This window comes from Natronosporangium hydrolyticum, from assembly GCF_016925615.1.
Taxonomy (GTDB): Bacteria; Actinomycetota; Actinomycetes; order Mycobacteriales; family Micromonosporaceae; genus Natronosporangium; species Natronosporangium hydrolyticum.
This window is the reverse complement of record NZ_CP070499.1, coordinates 1,163,687-1,181,222: the sequence shown is the minus strand read 5'-3', so window position 1 is coordinate 1,181,222 and position 17,536 is coordinate 1,163,687. Positions and strand designations below refer to the sequence as shown.

Genomic DNA, 17,536 nt, shown 5'->3' with positions numbered 1-17,536 from the left:
AGATGGTAGCCGGCTGCGCCGCCGCCGGCCTGCGCGGCGTCGGGCTCTGGCGCGAATCAGTCGCCGAGGTCGGCGTCGGGCAGGCGGCCGCCCAGGTACGCTCCGCCGGCCTACAGGTCACCTCGCTGTGCCGCGGCGGGTTCTTCCAGCAGCCGGGCTGGTACGACGAGAACCGGCGCGCCATCGACGAAGCCGCCACGCTCGGCGCCCCGGTGCTGGTGCTGGTCAGCGGTGGTCTGCCGGCCGACGAACCAGACCTCGCCGCCGCCCGCGCCCGGGTCGGCGATGCGATCGGGGCCCTGGTGGCCCACGCCCACGCCGCCGGAGTGCAGCTGGCGATCGAACCGCTCCACCCGATGTACGCGGCCGACCGGTGTGTTGTCTCCACACTCGACCAGGCGCTCGCGCTCGCCGCGCCGTACCCGGCGGAGGTCGTGGGGGTAGTAGTGGACACGTACCACCTCTGGTGGGATGACCGTGTCTGGGCGGCGATCGCGCGGGCCGGTGCCGCTGGGCGGATCAGCTGCTATCAGCTCGCCGACTGGGTCACGCCGCTGCCGGCCGGGGTGCTCACCGGTCGCGGCCTGCCCGGGCAGGGGTGCATCGACTTCGGTCGGTTCCACACGGCCGTCGAGGCCGCTGGCTACACCGGACCAATCGAGGTCGAGATCTTCAACGAAACACTGTGGGCACAACCGGGCCAGGATATCCTCGCCGCCACCATCGACTCGTTCCCCGCCCCGTGACTTCGCGCCGATCACTTCCGGCCGATCATGAGCTTGTTGGCCGACACGCCGGGGCGTGTCGGCCAACAAGCTCATGATCGGCCACGAGGCCGGGGCGGGCGGTTAGCTAGTGGCGGCCTCGAGCTCCTGCATGAACTGTTCGGCCGCCTCGATCGGCGTCATCCGTTCGAACAGCACCTCCTCGTGCAGCCGCTGCATGATGTCGACGGCCTCGCCGGCGCCGGTCGGCGGTGGTGGCGGCGGGTCCGCCAGCTCCGGGGTAATCTCCGCCAGGAACTCGCTGACCTGCTGCTCGGTCTCGGGCAGCAGCGGTTGGATCGCTTCCCGCACCTCGAGATTCGCCGGCAACCCCCGGTCGGTCAGCATGATCTCCGCGGCCTCGGCACTGTTGAGCAGGTAGTCGACGAAGCGGGCCGCCTCCTCTGGGTGGTCGGTGTTGGCCGAAATCGAATAGAACATCGCCGGCTTGAGGTACATGCCGGGCCGCTGACCGTCGGCCTCGCCGGGCTGGCGCAACAACACCAGGTCTCGGCCGGCGGCGCCGGCGAGCGCGCCGAGCTGGTTGGTCCACCAGAAGCCCATCGCGCCGTCGTTGGTCGCCAGCAACGACTGGTCCGGACCGGAGGAGCCGATCTCCACCGACTCGGTGGCCTCCGGCGCGCCGCCGAGGAGCGTCTGGTCCAGCGACAGCGTCCACCACTCGGCCAGCGTCTCGGCCGAGAAGCCGAGGCCGCCGTCCGCCTGGTAGAGCGACTCGCCCCGCTGCCGCGCGTAGGCGTTGAAACCGGCCTCGTTGGTGCCGAAGACCTGGGCGCCGTAGCCGGCGCCGCTCTCGGAGATCTCCACCGAGAGGTCGAGGTAGTCCTGCCAGGTCCAGGTGGTGTCGTCGGGCAGCTCGACCCCGGCCTCGTCGAAGATCTCCGGGTCGGCCACGATCGTGAAGGCGTTGACCCCGGTCGCGATCGCGTATAGCCCATCACCAATCTCACCAGCGGCCAGGGCGGCTTCGTCCAGGTGGTTCAGGTCGAGGGCGTCGTCCGGCAGTGTGTTCAGGTCGAGCAGCTGGTTGTTCGCGACGTACTCGCTGACGAACCGCTCCTCCTGGGTGATGATGTCCGGCGGCCGGCCGCCGGCGGTGGCGGTGGCGAGCCGGTCCCAGTAGGAGTTCCAGTCGGTGAAGTCGCCGTTGATCCGGATGTCGGGGTTCGCCGCCTCAAAGGCGTCGATGATCTGCTGAGTCTCGTCGTGCCGGGAGTCCGACCCCCACCACGAAAACTGGAGGGTTACCGTTGTGTCGTCGCCACCACTGTCGCCGCATCCGCTGGCGACCAGTGCCAGCGCAAAGCCGACCACGACCGACTGGCGGCCGAATCGCATACTTCTTCGCACGGTGCTGCTCCTCTCAATAAATCCGATCCGGGTCGCGATGCCGCGATCCCAGGTGCCCGGTCCTGCTCCTTCCGGTTCAAATACTCACCATGGCGAGGACGAGCGGACGTCCTATTTGATCCCGGTGGTCGCGATGCCTCGGACAAGGTATCGCTGACCAGCCAGGAAAAAGCCGAAGATCGGCCCCAGCGCGACCACGGACATCGCGAACAGCGGGCCCCAGGAGGTCGAGCCGGTCGAGTCCACGAAGAGCCGCAGCGCCAGCGGCACAGTAGCCAGATCTGGGTCCGCAAGGAAGATCAGCTGGCTGAAGAAGTCGTTCCAGGTCCAGATGAAGGTAAAGATCGCGGTGGTCGCCAGCGCCGGCATCGACAGTGGCAGGATCACCCGCCAGTAGATCCCCCAATGGTTACAGCCGTCGATCCGGGCGGCCTCGTCCAGCTCCTTTGGCAGGCCGCGGATGAACTGCACCATCAGAAAGATGAAGAACGCGTCGGTGGCCAGGAATTTCGGCACGATCAACGGATAGAAGGTGTTGATCCAGTCGAGCTGGGCGAAGAGGATGTACTGCGGCACGATCACAACGTGGATGGGGAGCATGATGGTGCCGAGCATGATCGCGAAGTACCACTTCCGGCCCCGGAAGTTGAGCCGGGCGAACGCGTACGCCGCCATCGAGCAGGCCAGGAGATTCCCGATCACCGCACCGAAGACGATCACCATCGAGTTGAAGATGTATCGGTGGAACGGGTGGCGCAGCGCCGTCCACCCGTCCCGGAAATTTTCCAGGGTGGGCTGGCTGGGCCATAGCCCCGGCTCACGGAAGATCAGCTCGGTCGGGGTAAAGGCGCTGGAGATCATCCACAGCAGCGGATACAGCATCACCAGGCCGAACGTAATGAGTCCGACATGGATCAGCAGGCCTTTGACTCGACCCCGGTTGATCTGCGGCGGCCGCTGCATTCGCTGCGACCGCGCCGGATCGGGGACCGTGGTCGGCTTAGTCGTCACCATAGAACACCCAGTACTTCGCGGCCAGGAAGTTCACGGCGGTGAACCCTCCGATGATTACGAGTAGGACCCAGGCCATCGCCGAGGCGTAGCCCATGTCGAAGTTGCCGAACCCCCGTTGATAGAGGTACAGCGTGTAGAAGAGGGTCGAGTCGGCTGGCCCGCCGCTCCCGCCGCTGACGATGAATGCCTGGGTGAACGTCTGGAACGCGCCGATCATCTGCAGTACCAGGTTGAAGAAGATGATCGGGGTCAGCAGCGGCAGGGTGATCCGGCCGAACCGGGTCAGCCAGCTGGCGCCGTCGACCGCCGCGGCCTCGTAGTACATCACCGGGATCTGCCGCAGCCCCGCCAGGAAGATCACCATCGGCGATCCGAAGGTCCAGACGTTCAGCACAATCAGCGTGTTGAGCGCGTAGTCAGGATGGGAGACCCAGCCGGTGGGCTCGATTCCGAGCATGCCGGCGACGTTCGAGATCACCGGGAGCGTGAGCACCTGGTTTACCAGTCCCTCGGTGCCGAAGACCAGCCGCCACAGGATCGCGATCGCGACGCTGGCGCCGAGCAGCGAGGGAAGGTAATAGATCGAGCGGTAGAGCGGCAGCAGCCGGACGCCCCGGTCCAGCACCAACGCCAGCGCCAGCGCCAGGGCCAGCTGCAGCGGCACTGACACCACCACGTACCGCAGCGTCACCCACATCGCGCTGTGTAGCCGCGGATCGTTGAGCATCCGCTCGTAGTTCTCCAGCCCGATCCAGCTCGGCGAGCTCAGCAAGCTGTAGTCGGTGAAGGAGAGCACCAGCGAGGCGAAGATCGGACCCGCGGTGATCGCGACCAGGCCGACGAACCAGGGCCCGAGGAAGAGCAGCGCGGCCCGGCCGTCCCGTCGCCAGGTCTTCGGTTGGGTTGGCGGCGGCGATGCCGCCGGCTGCGGTACGGGTGGCGCGGCAGCGGGTCTGCCCACACTAACCACAGGATCACTCCCGGTTCGAGGTCTCGGCGCCGGCTGCGGCGGCGCTAGGGGGCGCGGTCGACTCCCGGACCACGAGCTCGGTCTGGAGCACCGCCTGTGCGGTAGTCCGGCGGTCGTCGCCGTGCTGTAGCAACATGTCGACGGCGGCGCGTCCCGCAGCCCCCGCCGGAGTCGCGACCGTGGTCAGCTTCGGCCGGGTCCGCCGGGCCAACTCGATATCGTCGATGCCGACCACACTGACCTGGTCCGGCACGCCGACCCCGAGCTCGTCCAGCCCTTCCAGCAGACCGATGGCCATCAGGTCGTTGTAGGCGAGTACGGCGGTGGCCGGGTCCCGCACCACCAGCTCGGCGGCGGCGTAACCGCCCTCCTCGGTGGGTGGGTTGGGACTGATGATCGCCAGCTCCGCCCCGGCCAACCGGGCGGCGGCCACCGCCGACCGGCGGATCTCCCGGTTGGTCCAGGAGCCACGCGGGCCACCGAGCAACGCGAGCTGGCGGTGCCCCAGCTCCACCAGGTGCTCGACGGCCCTGCGCGCCCCCTGCCCGACATCCATCACCACGCAGGGCAGGCCCGGGATCGACCGGTTGACGACCACCAGTGGGACGTCCCGCGACAACTGCTCGATCACGCTGTTGCTCATCCGAGGGCTGCAGAGCAGTACGCCGTCGACCTGTTTGGCCATCGCCAGGACGAGCTCCTCCTCGACCAATGGGTCTTCATTGGCGTCGGCGACGAAGATGTGGTGATCCCGTTGCCGCGCTTGCCCCTCGGCCGCTTTGATCAGCGGGGGGAAGAACGGGTTGGCCAGGTCGGCCACGATGAGGCCGAGATTGTGGGTCCGGCCGGTGATCAGCGCCCGGGCGGCCCGGTTGGGCCGGTAGCCGAGCTGTTCGGCGATGGCCAGCACCCGGCTGCGGGTCTCCGGGTTGACCAGGTGCGGCGCCGAGAACGTCCGGGACACCGTGGACATGTGTACGCCGGAGGCGGTGGCGACGTCGCGGATCGTTACAGGCACGCGGGTTCCTCGGGGTGTGGTGGTCGTCACGTGTGACCGCAATTAATGCAAACGATTGCGGGCATGTCAACCGGCAAAGTATGCAGATTTGTTGCAGGATAACAACTCACACGTTAACACGCACCTGTTTCGTCCTACTTTGTCGGTGTTACCACGGTCAATGATTGACGTCGGTGGCGGGTTCATGGTTGGCTCCGCTACAAACCTTTGCTGTCGCTTCGAGGAGGAGCCGTGCCGCACCGGTACGCCATCGTCGGCGCTGGCGCGCGCGCTCAACTGTTCGCGCGTGCCCTGGCCACCACCTACGCCGACCGGTCCCGGCTGGTCGCCTTCGCCGACCCCAACCCCGCCCGGATCGCCGCCCACAACCGGGCCCTGACCGAACTCGGTGCGCCGCCCGCGACCGGCTGGCCGGCCGACCGGTTCGCGGAGCTGCTCACCACCGAGCGGCCCGACACGGTCATCGTCACCTCCGTCGACCGGACCCACGACGAATACATCGTGGCGGCGCTCCAAGCCGGCTGCGACGTGATCACCGAGAAGCCGATGACCGTCGACGTGGCCGGCTGTCAGCGAATCCTGCAGACGGTTGCCGACACCGGCCGCAGGGTCGCCGTGACCTTCAACTACCGCTACAACCCGCTGCACGAGCGGGTAAAAGAGCTGTTGAGCGCCGGCACCATCGGCGAGGTCGGCTCGGTCCACTTCGAATGGCTGCTGGATGTCCGGCACGGGGCGGATTATTTCCGGCGGTGGCACCGGGAGAAGGCCAACTCGGGCGGGCTACTGGTGCACAAAGCTACCCACCACTTCGACCTGGTGAACTGGTGGCTGGCTGCCCACCCGGTTGAGGTCTACGCCTCTGGCCGGCTGTTCTTCTACGGCGAGCACGGGCAACGGCACGGCTACGATCGCGGCTACGACCGCGCCCACGGCTCGGCCGCAGCCGAGTCGGACCCGTTCGCGCTCCGCATGGCCGACAGTCCGCAGCTTCAACAGCTCTACCTCGACGCCGAGGCGCACGACGGCTACCACCGCGACCGCAACGTCTTCGCCCCGGGCGTGACCATCGAGGACGACCTGTCGGTACTGGTCCGATACGACAGCGGCGCCCGGATGACCTACCACCTGACCGCTTACTCGCCGTGGGAGGGGTACCGGGTGATGTTCAACGGCAGTCAGGGCCGGCTGGAGCTGGAGGTGGTGGAGAACGACCACGTCGCCGCGGCCGCTGGTGGCGGGCTAAAGGGGGCGCAGCTGCACGGCGACGCCGCTGCCGCCGAGGCCGGCGGCTACACGCTCACCGTACGACCGTTCTGGCGGCCGCCCTACCAGGTCGATGTCCCTGATCACCAGCGGGAAGGGCACGGCGGTGCGGACAGCCGGATGACCGATGTCTTGTTCGGAGCCGAGCCGGGCCGGATTCCCGACCGGCTGGGGCGCGCCGCCACCGAACGCGACGGCGCCGCCTCACTGCTCGTCGGCTTCGCCGGCAACGTTTCGCTTGAACGCGGCGCCCCGGTCCGCACCAGCGACCTGCTCGACCTGTCCCACCACCAGCCGAAGGAGTCCGATGCCCGGCGATGACGACCTGCTGTTCCCGGCCGACCCGACCACCCGGGCGCTCGCTCGGGAGCTGTTCGGGCTGGTCAAGGAGCAGCCGCTGATCAGTCCGCACGGACATGTGGATCCGCGGCTGCTCGCCGAGGACGCCCCCTTCGGCGACCCGGCGCGGCTGCTGATCGTCCCCGACCACTATCTGACCCGGATGCTGCACGCCCAGGGCGTGCCGCCGGCGCGGCTGGGGGTGCCCTCGGTGGACGGCTCGCCAGTGGCGACCGACGGCCGCACCATCTGGCGGACCTTCGCCGAGCATTGGTACCTCTTCCGAGGAACTCCCTCCCGGATCTGGCTGGAGCGGACCTTTCGCGACGTCTTCGGGGTCACCACGCCGCTGACGCCGGCGACCGCCGACGAGATCTACGACGGGATCGCGGCCCGGCTGGTCGAGCCGGAGTTTCGGCCCCGCGCATTATTCGAACGCTTCGGCATCGAGGTGCTCGCCACCACCGAGTCACCCACCGACGACCTCGGCGCGCACGCCCGGCTGGCGGCCGACGGGTGGGGCGGCCCCGGCGGCCGGGTGATCACCACCTTCCGGCCAGACAATGTGGTCGATTTCGAGTTCGACGGCTGGGCCGCCAACATCGCCCGGCTGGGCGAGCTCAGCGGCGAAGACACGACCAGCTACGACGGCTTCCTCGCCGCGCTGCGCCGACGGCGGGAGGACTTCCGCAAGGCCGGCGCCACCTCCTCCGACCACGGACATGTCACCGCCGGCACCGCCGCGCTCGACCACCGGCAAGCGGCGGCGGTCTACGACCGGGCGCTACGGGGCGAGGCCGACGCCGCCGACGCCGAGCTGTTCCGGGGACACATGCTGTTGGAGTTCGCCCGGATGTCGCTCGACGACGGGCTGGTGATGCAGCTGCACCCCGGGTCGGTGCGCAATCACAACCAGTGGCTCTACCGACGGCACGGGCGCGACGTGGGCGGGGACATCCCGCAGGCGACCCAGTACGTCGAGGCGCTCCGCCCGCTGCTCACCGCGTACGGCAATGAGCCCCGGCTCACGTTGGTCCTATACACCCTGGACGAGACCAGTTTCAGCCGTGAACTGGCGCCGCTGGCCGGCGGCTACCCGGCGGTCTACCTGGGCGCGCCGTGGTGGTTCCTGGACGCGCCGGAGGCGTTGCGCCGGTTCCGGGAAGCGGTAACCGAGACTGCCGGCTTCTACAACACCGCCGGATTCGTCGACGACACCCGGGCGTTCTGCTCGATCCCGGTACGCCACGAGATCGCCCGCCGGGTCGACGCCGGATTCCTCGCCCGGCTGGTCGCCGAGCACCGGTTGCCACTGGCCGAGGCGGCGGAGACGATCGTCGACCTCGCCTACCGCATCCCGAAACGGATCTTCCGACTGGAGCAGCCATGACCGTGACGATCAAGGACGTAGCCGTCCACGATGTGCGCTTCCCGACCGCGGACGCGGGCGACGGCTCGGACTCCATCAACCGGGGCGACTACTCCGCCACGTACGTCGAGCTGACCACCGACGGCGGTCCGGTCGGCGCCGGGCTGACCTTCACCAATGGCCGCGGCAACGAGCTGACCTGTGGTGCGGTCACCGCGCTGGCGCACCACGTCGTCGGGCGCAGCCTCGCCGAGATCGCCGATGAGCCGGTAGCCTTCTGGCGCTCGCTCACCGCCGACCCGCAGCTGCGGTGGCTGGGGCCAGAGAAGGGCGTCATCCATATGGCCACCGGCGCGCTGGTGAACGCGGTGTGGGATCTGCGCGCCAAGGTGGCGGGCAAACCGATCTGGGCGCTACTCGCCGACCTGCCCACCGCTGAACTGGTCCGCAACATCGACTTTCGCCACCTCAGCGACGCGCTCACGCCGGCGGAGGCGACCGACCTGCTCGACCGGGGCCAGCAGGGGCGCGACGACCGGCTCGCGGAGCTGCGGGCGGTCGGCCTCCCCTCGTACACCACCTCGGTCGGGTGGCTCGGCTACCCGGATGAGAAGGTCCGGGCGTTGACCCGCGCGGCGTACGCCGAAGGCTGGCGGGCGATGAAGATGAAGGTAGGCGGTGCGCTCGAGGACGACCTGCGCCGCGCCCGGCTGATCCGGGCGGAGATCGGCCCGGAGTCGCTGCTGATGATGGATGCCAACCAGATCTGGGACGTACCGCAGGCGATCGAGCACATGGCGCAGCTGTCCGAGGTGGACCCGTACTGGATCGAGGAACCGACCCACGCCGACGACGTGCTCGGGCATGCCCGGATCGCGGCGGCGGTAGCCCCGGTCCGGGTCGCGACCGGCGAGGCCGCGGCGAACCGGGTCATCTTCAAGCAACTGCTGCAGGCCGACGCTATCGGCGTCTGCCAGGTCGACGCCTGCCGGGTCGGCGGGGTCAACGAGGTGCTCGCCATCTTGTTGCTGGCCGCCAAGTTCGAGGTGCCGGTCTGCCCGCACGCCGGCGGGGTCGGCCTGTGCGAGTACGTACAACACCTGACCGCCTTCGACTATCTGCGGGTCAGTCGATCGCTGACCGGGCGGATGGTGGAGTACGTCGACCATCTGCACCAACACTTCGTCGATCCGGTCCGGATGAGCAGTGGCCGTTACCAGCTCCCGAGCGCCCCCGGCTACAGCATCGAGATGAAGCCCGAGTCGGTGGCCCGCTTCAGCTACCCGGACGGGCCGGTATGGCGATGAGGGCTGGCACGACTGACGAGCCGGGGGTGACGGTCGACCGGTTGTGCCGGGCCACGATCTCCCGGCTCCCCCCGGCGAGCCGGCCGTTGCTGGACCCGGCCGACCTCCGGCCCGGGATCCTGCACCTCGGGCTCGGCGCCTTCCACCGCGCCCACCAGGCGGTCTTCACCGAAGCGGCGATCGCCGCCCGCGGCGGCGACTGGGGCATTGTGGCGGTCGCCCCCCGCAACCGGCCGTTGGTCGACGCGCTGACCGCCCAGGACGGGCTGTTCAGCGTCGCCAGCCGCGACCAGGCGGAGACCGACATCCGGGTAGTGGGGGCGCTACACGGGGTCCGGCATGCCCCGAGCGACCCGGGCGCGGTGGTGGCGCTGCTGGCCGACCCGGCGATCCGGGTGGTCACCCTCACGGTCACCGAGAAGGCGTACCGGCTGGATCCCGCGACCGGCCAGCTCCAGCTGGACGCCGCGCTGCGGGCAGAACTCACCCGGCATACCCCACCGGCGAGCGTGCCGGCGCTGCTGGCGCTGGGCTTGTCGGCCCGGGCCCGGGCCGACGCCGGGCCGCTCGCGGTGGTCAGTTGCGACAACCTGCCGGCCAACGGTCGGCAGCTGGCCAGCATGGCCAGGCAGGCGTTGACGCTCGCCGAGCCACCAGCCGTCGACTGGGTGACCAGCCACGTCCGGTTCCCGAGCACCATGGTGGACCGGATCGTGCCGGCGACCACTCCGGAAACGCTCGCCACCGTCCGGTCTGCGCTGGGCCTGACCGACGAGGCCGCGGTCGCCGCCGAGCCGTACCGGCAGTGGGTGATCGAGGACGACTTCCCCGCCGGCCGGCCGGCCTGGGAGGCGGCCGGAGCGGTGCTGACCGACGACGCCGGCCCGTACGAGCGGCTGAAGCTCCGGGCACTCAACGGGGTCCACTCCACACTGGCCTACCTCGGGGCGCTGGCTGGGTGCCGCACCATCGACCAGGCGCTGGCGCTGCCGGGTGCGTCGGCGATGGTGTCGATGCTGCTGCGCGACGACATCGCCGCCAGCCTGACGCCGCCGGCCGGTGTCTCGGTCGCCGAGTACGGCCAGTCGGTGCTGGACCGCTTCGCCAACCCGGCCACCGGTCATCGGACCCGCCAAGTCGCCATGGACGGCAGCCAGAAGCTGCCGCAGCGGCTGGTGCATATGGTGGCTGACCGGAGATCCGCCGGTGAGCTGCCCCAGTGGGGTGCGCTGGCGCTCGCGGCGTGGATGCGGTTCGTCTGCGGGCAGGCCGACGATGGCCGGGCGTTGCCGCTCGACGACCCGCTGGCCGACGAGATCCGCCACCGGCTGGCGGCGGCGGAGCGCACTCCGGCCGGTGTGGTCACGGCGCTGTTGGGACTGGAGTCGGTCTTTCCGGCGTCGCTGCGCCACGATGCCGAGTTGGCGGACCTGCTGACCCAATGGTTGACCACCCTGGCTCGGCACGGCGTCCGAGACACCCTCGCCGGGATGGGAGTAACAGCATGAACGATGACAGCCCACCGCGGGCAGCGCTGATCGGCGCCGACGGCTACGGTCGTTGGCACCGGCGGGTGTTGGCCGAACTTGCCGATGCTGGCGAGATTACGGCCGTGGGCCTGTGTGACCCGGCCGATATCGTGCCGGCGCCCGACGCCCCGATCCCGCCCGGTGCTCGACTCTTCCGCGACTACCGCCGGCTCCTGGCGGAGACCCGGCCGGCCGTGGTGGTCATCGCGACACCGCCACACACCCATGTGGAGATCGCGGCCGCCGCCGCCGAGGCCGGCGCCGACCTGTTGTTGGAGAAGCCGCCGGTGACCAGCTACTCCGAGCACGTCGCCCTAGCGGCGGTGCTCGCCGCTACCGGGAGCGTCGCCCAGGTCGGTTTCCAGGCACTGGGGTCGGCGGCGCTGGCGGAGCTCACCGCCGCCCTGGCCAGTGGCGCGTACGGCCGGGTCACCGGGGTGAGCGCGGTCGGTGCCTGGCAACGCCCGGACTCCTACTACCGCCGGGCGCCGTGGGCCGGACGGCGCCGGCTGGCGGGTCGGCCGGTACTCGACGGGGCGTTGGCGAACCCGTTCGCCCACGCGCTGATGCAGTGTCTGGCGGTGGCCGAGCAGGTCGGTGGCGGACCCCCACAGATCACCGACCTAGCGTTGGAGCGCTACTGCGCGCGCCCGATCGAGGTGGACGACACCGCGGTGCTGCGCGCCGAACTCGACGGTGGTCTGCCGATGGTGGTGGCGGTGACCCTCTGCGCCGACCAGCACCTGGCCGGCGAGGTGATCGTCCACACCGAGCGGGGACCGGCCGTCCTCCGCTACACCGAGGACCGGCTGCAACTACCGGGCGAGTCCACACCGCGCCCGGTGCCCGGCCGGACCGGGCTGCTGGCGAATCTGCTGGCGCACCGGTCCACCGGCACACCGCTGTTGGCGCCGCTGGCGCGTACCGAGCCGTTCACCGTGCTGATCTCCGCGATCACCGGGGCGCCACCGCCCCAGCCACTGGCGCCCAGTGCCGTGGCCGCGCAGGGCGAGGGCGACGATCGGGTGGTCATGGTGCCCGGGGTGAGCGCGGTGATGCAGACGGCGGCGGAACAGTTGGCGTTGCCGAGCGAGCTCGGGGTCGGCTGGGCGACCACCCCGACACACTGCAACATATCTGCATATCGGCAGCCTTGACCGTAAGGAAAGCCCTTTCCTAAGGTGCAATGAGGAGCCCGGCTCCTGGCACGGGATGCGTCCGGGCGCCGAGTCCCGCCCCTAGGAGGCAAACATGACCTCGCGCAGATGGGCTGCCACCCTCGCCGCGACCGCACTGGCCGCGGGGGTCGCGGTCGCTCCCACGCTCGCCAGCGGTCCCGCCGCCGCGGCTCCACCCGCTGGCGGTCCCCCGTTGACCGCGCTCGGCTACGGCAAGCAGACCCTACCCACCGGAGACGGGTGGGGATCGGCCGGCGGCGGCACCACCGGCGGCTCCGCCGCTACCGCCGACCAGATCCACATCGCCACCGATCGAGCTTCGCTGATCGAAGCGCTCGGTGGCGACAACGCGACAAACGCTGGCAACGACGTTCCGAAGGTCGTCTTTGTCAAGGGCACTATCGACGGCTTCGAAGGGCCCGACGGCGAGCTGCTCGACTGCCAGCAGCTCGCCGACCCGGCGTACGACTTCGACGAATACCTGGCCGCCTACGACCCGGCGGTGTGGGGTTGGCAGGAGCGCCCGCACGGGCCGCTCGCGGAGGCGCGGGAGCGCTCGATGCGCAACCAGGAGGCGCAGACCGTCATCAACGTCGGCCCGAACACGACCATCATCGGGCTGGACCGGGGCACCCTGACCCACCTCACGCTGATGGTCAACAACGCCGACAACGTGATCCTCCGCAATCTCACCTTCCGCGACGCCTACGATTGCTTCCCCGCGTGGGATCCGCTGGACGGCGCGAGCGGCAACTGGAACTCCAACTGGGACCAGCTGTCGGTGCGGCGCAGCGAGAATGTCTGGATCGACCACAACTCGTTCCTGACCTCGCCCGATGACCTTCCCGAGTATTTTGGCCGCAAGTTCGAGGTCTACGACGGGCAGCTCGACATCACCCACACCGCCGACCTGGTGACCGTCTCCCACAACATCTTCCGGGATCACGACAAGATGATGCTGATCGGCTCCACCAACAACCCCGACGGCGGGGACCCGGGCCGGCTCAACGTCACGCTCCGGCACAATGTCTTCGATGGGATCGGGCAACGGGCGCCGCGGATGCGGTTCGGGAAGATCGATGTCTACAACAACCTCTTCCGGGTCGCGGTCACCGCGAACTCGTTCGACTTCGAGTATCTCTGGGGCGTCGGGGTCGAGTCGCAGGGGTACTACGAAAACAATTACCTCGATCTCCGCGGCTCCGGGGTCGACCCGGCCGAAGTCATCTACGAATGGGGCGGCACCGACCTCACCGAGCACGGCAGCTGGGTTCGCACCGGCCCCGGCATCGGCCGGCCGATGAGCCTGCTCGCGGCGTATAACGCGGGCAACGACCCGCCGCTCGGCGACGACGTCGGCTGGACGCCACAGCTGCGGCGCGGACCCGTGCTGCCGGCTCCCGCGGTCGCGGCGGTGGTGCCGCTCGCCGCCGGCGCTGGCAAGCTGCCCTTCTTGGGCTGACTCGGGACCGGCCCGCCGGCGGGTGCGCGGATCGCGCACCCGCCGGCGGGCTGGCGTGGGTAGGTCGCCACCACTGGGCGAAAGGCTTGCCGTACCTGCAAACCCACTTCGTTGTATTTGCAAACTAATATCTCTAGACTCACAGCATCGGGAGCCAACCCAGCCACGCCGCCCACGCACCGAGCCGGGGCCGCCGATTCGACGGCACCACCTCATCGACTGGAGTTTGACATGCGCACCCGATCCCTACGTCGCCGCAGTTTCGCGACCCTGGCGGCGTTATGTGTCGCCGCGACCAGCTGGCTGGTCGCGATGCCGAGCAGCCCGGCCACCGCCCAGGTCCAGCCGGGCACCTACTACCAGCTCATCTCCCGCCACAGCGGTCTCGCGGTCGACGTGGCCGGCGGCTCCACCAGCGCCGGCGCCGAGGTGGTCCAGCACTCCCCCGGCCAGCAGGCCAACCAGCAGTTCGAGTTCGTCCCCGCCGGCAACGGCTACTACCGGATCGTCGCCCGGCACAGCGGGATGGCGCTCGATGTCTACAACTGGAACCCGGACAACGGCGCTGAGATCCGGCAGTGGCACGACCTCAGTGGGGAGAACCAGCAGTGGCAGATCGTCGACCGGGGCGACGGGTACGCCAGCTTCATCAATCGCTTCAGCGGTAAGGCGCTGGACCTGTGGGAGTGGGCGACGCACAGCGGCGCCCGACTCTCCCAGTACGACTCCCACGGCACCTGGAATCAGCAGTGGCAGCTGGCGCCGGTCGATGGTGGTGGGGGAACCCCGCCGCCGCCCGGGGGCCCGATCGGCTGGGCGAGCATGAACGGCGGCACCACCGGGGGCGGCAACGCCTCGCCGATCACGGTAACCAGCGCCGCAGCGCTGTCGAACGCGGTCGGTTCCGCCTCCCCCGCGGTGATCCACGTCTCCGGGACCATCAACTGCTCCGGCATGCTGCGTACCCGTTCCAACAAGACCATCCTCGGAGTGGGCAGCAACGCCACCATCGCCGGCTGCGGATTCAACATCAACGGTGACCACAACGTGATCATCCGCAATATCCACTTCCGAGACTGGAACGACGACGCAGTCAACGTCCAGGAGTCGGCGACCAACATCTGGGTGGACCACAACTCGTTCACCAACGGCTACGACGGCGCGGTCGACGTCAAGCGGGAGTCGGACTTCGTCACGGTCTCGTGGAATCACTTCTACAACCACGACAAGAGCATGTTGCTGGGGCACAGCGACGGCCACACCGCCGACATCGGCAATCTGCGCGTGACCTACCACCACAACTACTTCGACGGCACCCACACCCGGCATCCCCGGGTCCGGTTCGGGAACCCGGTGCACGTCTTCAACAACTACTTCCGGGACAACCGGGAGTACGGCGTCGCCTCCACGATGGGAGCCGGGGTGCTGGTCGAGGGGAACTACTTCCAGAACGTCAGCAACCCGACCCACGTCGGCTACGCCGCGTCCGGCCCGGGCAGCCTGGTGTTCCGCGACAACGTTCTGGTCAACTCCGGCACCCCGGAGACCGGCGGCAGCGTCGCCAGCATCCCCTATTCTTACCAGCTGACCAATCCACAGAACGTGCCGTCGACGGTGGTCAACGGCGCCGGCGCCGGGAGGTTGAGCTTCTAGATGGACAGTGACCGGGTGCGGCTACGGCTACGGGATCGCGTCGTCGCCGAGTACCAGCTGGCACCAGCGCTCGACCCGACGTTGGCTCCCAGACCGTTCCTGCACCCGGTCCGCACCCTGCGCGGCACCGTGGTCACCGACGCGCTGCCCGATGACCACCGCTGGCACCTCGGCGCCTCACTGACCGTGGCCGACGTCGCGGGCAACAATCTATGGGGCGGCCGCACCTACCTGCGGGACACCGGCTACACCTGGCTGGCCGACCACGGCTCGATCCAGCACCGGGAGTTCCTCACCGAGCGCGACGACCACCTCGTCGCGCGCCTGCAGTGGCTTGGTCACGATGGCGACCTGCTCCTCGACGAGCAGCGCGAGCTGCGGGCACGACTGGTGCCCGGCCACCCCGACGCCTGGGCGTTGGAGGTCTCCTACACGCTCACCGCCCCAGCCGGGCGGGAGATCACCCTCGGCAGCCCGGCGACCAACGGCCGACCCGGCCCGTGTGGCTACGGCGGCTTCTTCTGGCGGGCGGCGGCCGGCGACGCCCCACCAGAGGTGTTCTCCGCCGCCGCCGCGGGCGAAGCGGCGGTGAACGGGAGCACCGCCGACTGGGTCGGGCTCCGCAGCGCGGGTCCGGATCCGTACACGCTCATCTTCGCCGGGCTGGGCCCGGGCGACCACTGGTTCGTACGGGCCGCTGGCTATCCCGGGGTCTGCGCCGCCTTCGCCTTCCGGCACCCTCGCACCATCCCCGCCGGCGGGACACTGCGCGGCCGGCACACGGTGGTGGTCGCCGACGGCCGGGTCTCGCAGCCCCCGCCGGGCACCGTGCCAGAGGTAGACTAGTTGATCTTAGGGCGCCCGGCGCTCCGCTCGACCTACCCCGGAGGTCCGCTCATGGCGATCGAGACCATCAACCCGGCCACCGGTGAGACGCTCAAGAGCTTCGAACCAATGACCGACCGGCAGGTGGCGCAGCAGCTCAGCCGGGCCGCGACCGGCTTCGAGGAGCTGCGGCGCAGCTCGTACCAGCAACGGTCGCAGTGGCTGCGGGCCGCCGCCGACATCCTCGACGCCGAGACTGACAGCGTCGCCCGGATGATGACCACCGAGATGGGCAAGACCCTGGTCGCCGCCCGCGCCGAGGTCGGTAAGTGCGCCGCCGCCTGCCGCTTCTACGCCGAGCACGGCGCCGCGTTCCTCGCCGACGAGCCGGCTGACGCGCCCGCGGTGGGGGCCCGCCGCGCGTACGCCCGGTACGAACCGCTCGGCCCGGTGCTGGCGATCATGCCGTGGAACTTCCCGCTCTGGCAGGCGATGCGGTTTGCCGCACCGGCCCTGATGGCCGGTAACCCAGGGCTGCTCAAGCACGCCTCCAATGTGCCCCAGACCGCCCTGTATCTGGCCGACCTGTTCGCCCGCGCCGGCTTCCCGGACGGCGCCTTCTCGACGTTGCTGATCGGCTCCGACGCGGTGCCCCGGGTGCTGCGGGACGACCGGGTGCGGGCCGCCACCTTGACCGGCAGTGAGGCCGCCGGGCGGGCGGTCGCGGCGATCGCCGGTGAGCAGTTGAAGAAGACCGTGCTGGAACTCGGCGGCAGCGACCCGTTCGTGGTGATGCCGTCGGCCGACATCGCCGCCGCCGCGGCGGCGGCGACCACCTCCCGGTGCCTGAACAACGGCCAGTCCTGCATCTCCGCCAAGCGGTTCCTGGTGCACCGAGAGGTGTATGACGAGTTCACTGACGCGTTCGTGGCCGCGATGGCCGCCCAGGTCCTCGACGATCCGATGGCGGAGACCAGCGATGTCGGGCCGCTCGCCACCGCCAGCGGCCGGGATGAGGTGGAGGAGCAGGTACGCGACGCGGTGCTGCACGGCGCCCGGGTGCGCTGCGGAGGTGACCGCCCGAACCGGCCCGGCTGGTGGTACCCGCCGACCGTGGTCACCGATCTGACCCCGCAGATGCGGATGTGGTCCGAGGAGGTCTTTGGCCCGGTCGCGGGGGTGTTCCAGGTCGACTCGTACGCCGACGCGGTCGCGCTGGCGAATGACACTCCGTTCGGGCTCGGCGCCAACGCCTGGACCGCCGACCCCGCGGAGCAGGAGAGCTTCGTCCAGGATCTGGCGGCCGGGCTGGTCTTCATCAACGGCATCGTCACCTCGCATCCGCAGCTGCCGTTCGGCGGGATCAAGAACTCGGGCTACGGCCGGGAGTTGTCGGCCCACGGCATCCGCGAGTTCTGCAATCTGAAGACTGTGTGGATGGCCTGACCGGCGGGTGCCGCCGCAAGCTCAG

General features: G+C 69.5%; 14 protein-coding genes. 10 read left to right on the top strand and 4 right to left on the bottom strand.

All coding sequences use genetic code 11. The features are described from left to right. Positions 1-2: 2 nt before the first annotated feature. The gene (locus JQS43_RS05460) at positions 3-746 is read left to right on the top strand and encodes a sugar phosphate isomerase/epimerase family protein (protein WP_239679321.1); all 744 of its coding nucleotides are present in this window, start codon (positions 3-5) and stop codon (positions 744-746) included. A gap of 102 nt (positions 747-848) precedes the next feature. Here JQS43_RS05460 and JQS43_RS05455 read toward each other — a convergent pair whose 3' ends face one another. From JQS43_RS05455 to JQS43_RS05440, 4 genes are all read right to left on the bottom strand, one after another. Continuing rightward, on the bottom strand, positions 849-2,135 hold the full coding sequence (locus JQS43_RS05455) for an ABC transporter substrate-binding protein (protein WP_239677969.1): 1,287 nt from the start codon (positions 2,133-2,135) through the stop codon (positions 849-851). Positions 2,136-2,246: 111 nt separating this feature from the next. After that, complete coding sequence (locus JQS43_RS05450) at positions 2,247-3,149, bottom strand: carbohydrate ABC transporter permease (protein ID WP_420847652.1); 903 nt, start codon at positions 3,147-3,149, stop codon at positions 2,247-2,249. After that, the gene (locus tag JQS43_RS05445; protein ID WP_239677967.1) at positions 3,136-4,110 is read right to left on the bottom strand and encodes a carbohydrate ABC transporter permease; all 975 of its coding nucleotides are present in this window, start codon (positions 4,108-4,110) and stop codon (positions 3,136-3,138) included. The genes JQS43_RS05450 and JQS43_RS05445 overlap by 14 nt, the downstream gene beginning before the upstream one ends. A gap of 13 nt (positions 4,111-4,123) precedes the next feature. Next, entirely contained in the window at positions 4,124-5,137 is a 1,014-nt protein-coding gene (locus JQS43_RS05440; protein WP_239677966.1) for a LacI family DNA-binding transcriptional regulator, read from the bottom strand. A gap of 231 nt (positions 5,138-5,368) precedes the next feature. Here JQS43_RS05440 and JQS43_RS05435 point away from each other — a divergent pair, with 231 nt between their 5' ends. The 9 genes from JQS43_RS05435 to JQS43_RS05395 all read left to right on the top strand — a co-directional run bounded on the left by JQS43_RS05435 (position 5,369) and on the right by JQS43_RS05395 (position 17,511). Beyond that, positions 5,369-6,724, top strand: a complete 1,356-nt coding sequence (locus JQS43_RS05435; protein WP_239677965.1) for a Gfo/Idh/MocA family protein — start codon at positions 5,369-5,371, stop codon at positions 6,722-6,724. Further along, positions 6,711-8,132, top strand: coding sequence for a glucuronate isomerase (gene uxaC / locus JQS43_RS05430; RefSeq protein ID WP_239677964.1), 1,422 nt, complete (start codon positions 6,711-6,713; stop codon positions 8,130-8,132). Before JQS43_RS05435 ends, uxaC begins: the two co-directional genes overlap by 14 nt. After that, positions 8,129-9,418: an enolase C-terminal domain-like protein gene (locus JQS43_RS05425; RefSeq protein ID WP_239677963.1), complete on the top strand. Its 1,290-nt coding sequence runs from the start codon at positions 8,129-8,131 to the stop codon at positions 9,416-9,418. The genes uxaC and JQS43_RS05425 overlap by 4 nt, the downstream gene beginning before the upstream one ends. Then, on the top strand, positions 9,415-10,926 hold the full coding sequence (locus JQS43_RS05420; protein ID WP_239677962.1) for a mannitol dehydrogenase family protein: 1,512 nt from the start codon (positions 9,415-9,417) through the stop codon (positions 10,924-10,926). The genes JQS43_RS05425 and JQS43_RS05420 overlap by 4 nt, the downstream gene beginning before the upstream one ends. Beyond that, positions 10,923-12,104 carry a Gfo/Idh/MocA family protein gene (locus JQS43_RS05415; RefSeq protein WP_239677961.1) on the top strand — a complete coding sequence of 394 codons (1,182 nt, stop codon included), beginning with the start codon at positions 10,923-10,925 and terminating at the stop codon, positions 12,102-12,104. Before JQS43_RS05420 ends, JQS43_RS05415 begins: the two co-directional genes overlap by 4 nt. A 94-nt stretch (positions 12,105-12,198) precedes the next feature. Next, on the top strand, positions 12,199-13,587 hold the full coding sequence (locus tag JQS43_RS05410; RefSeq protein ID WP_239677960.1) for a pectate lyase family protein: 1,389 nt from the start codon (positions 12,199-12,201) through the stop codon (positions 13,585-13,587). A gap of 231 nt (positions 13,588-13,818) precedes the next feature. After that, positions 13,819-15,240 (top strand): pectate lyase family protein, encoded by a 1,422-nt coding sequence (locus JQS43_RS05405; RefSeq protein WP_239677959.1) that lies wholly within the window; start codon positions 13,819-13,821, stop codon positions 15,238-15,240. Next, on the top strand, positions 15,241-16,086 hold the full coding sequence (locus tag JQS43_RS05400; RefSeq protein ID WP_239677958.1) for a DUF6807 domain-containing protein: 846 nt from the start codon (positions 15,241-15,243) through the stop codon (positions 16,084-16,086). A 51-nt stretch (positions 16,087-16,137) separates the two neighbouring features. Beyond that, positions 16,138-17,511, top strand: a complete 1,374-nt coding sequence (locus JQS43_RS05395) for an NADP-dependent succinic semialdehyde dehydrogenase (RefSeq protein ID WP_239677957.1) — start codon at positions 16,138-16,140, stop codon at positions 17,509-17,511. Positions 17,512-17,536: the final 25 nt, after the last annotated feature.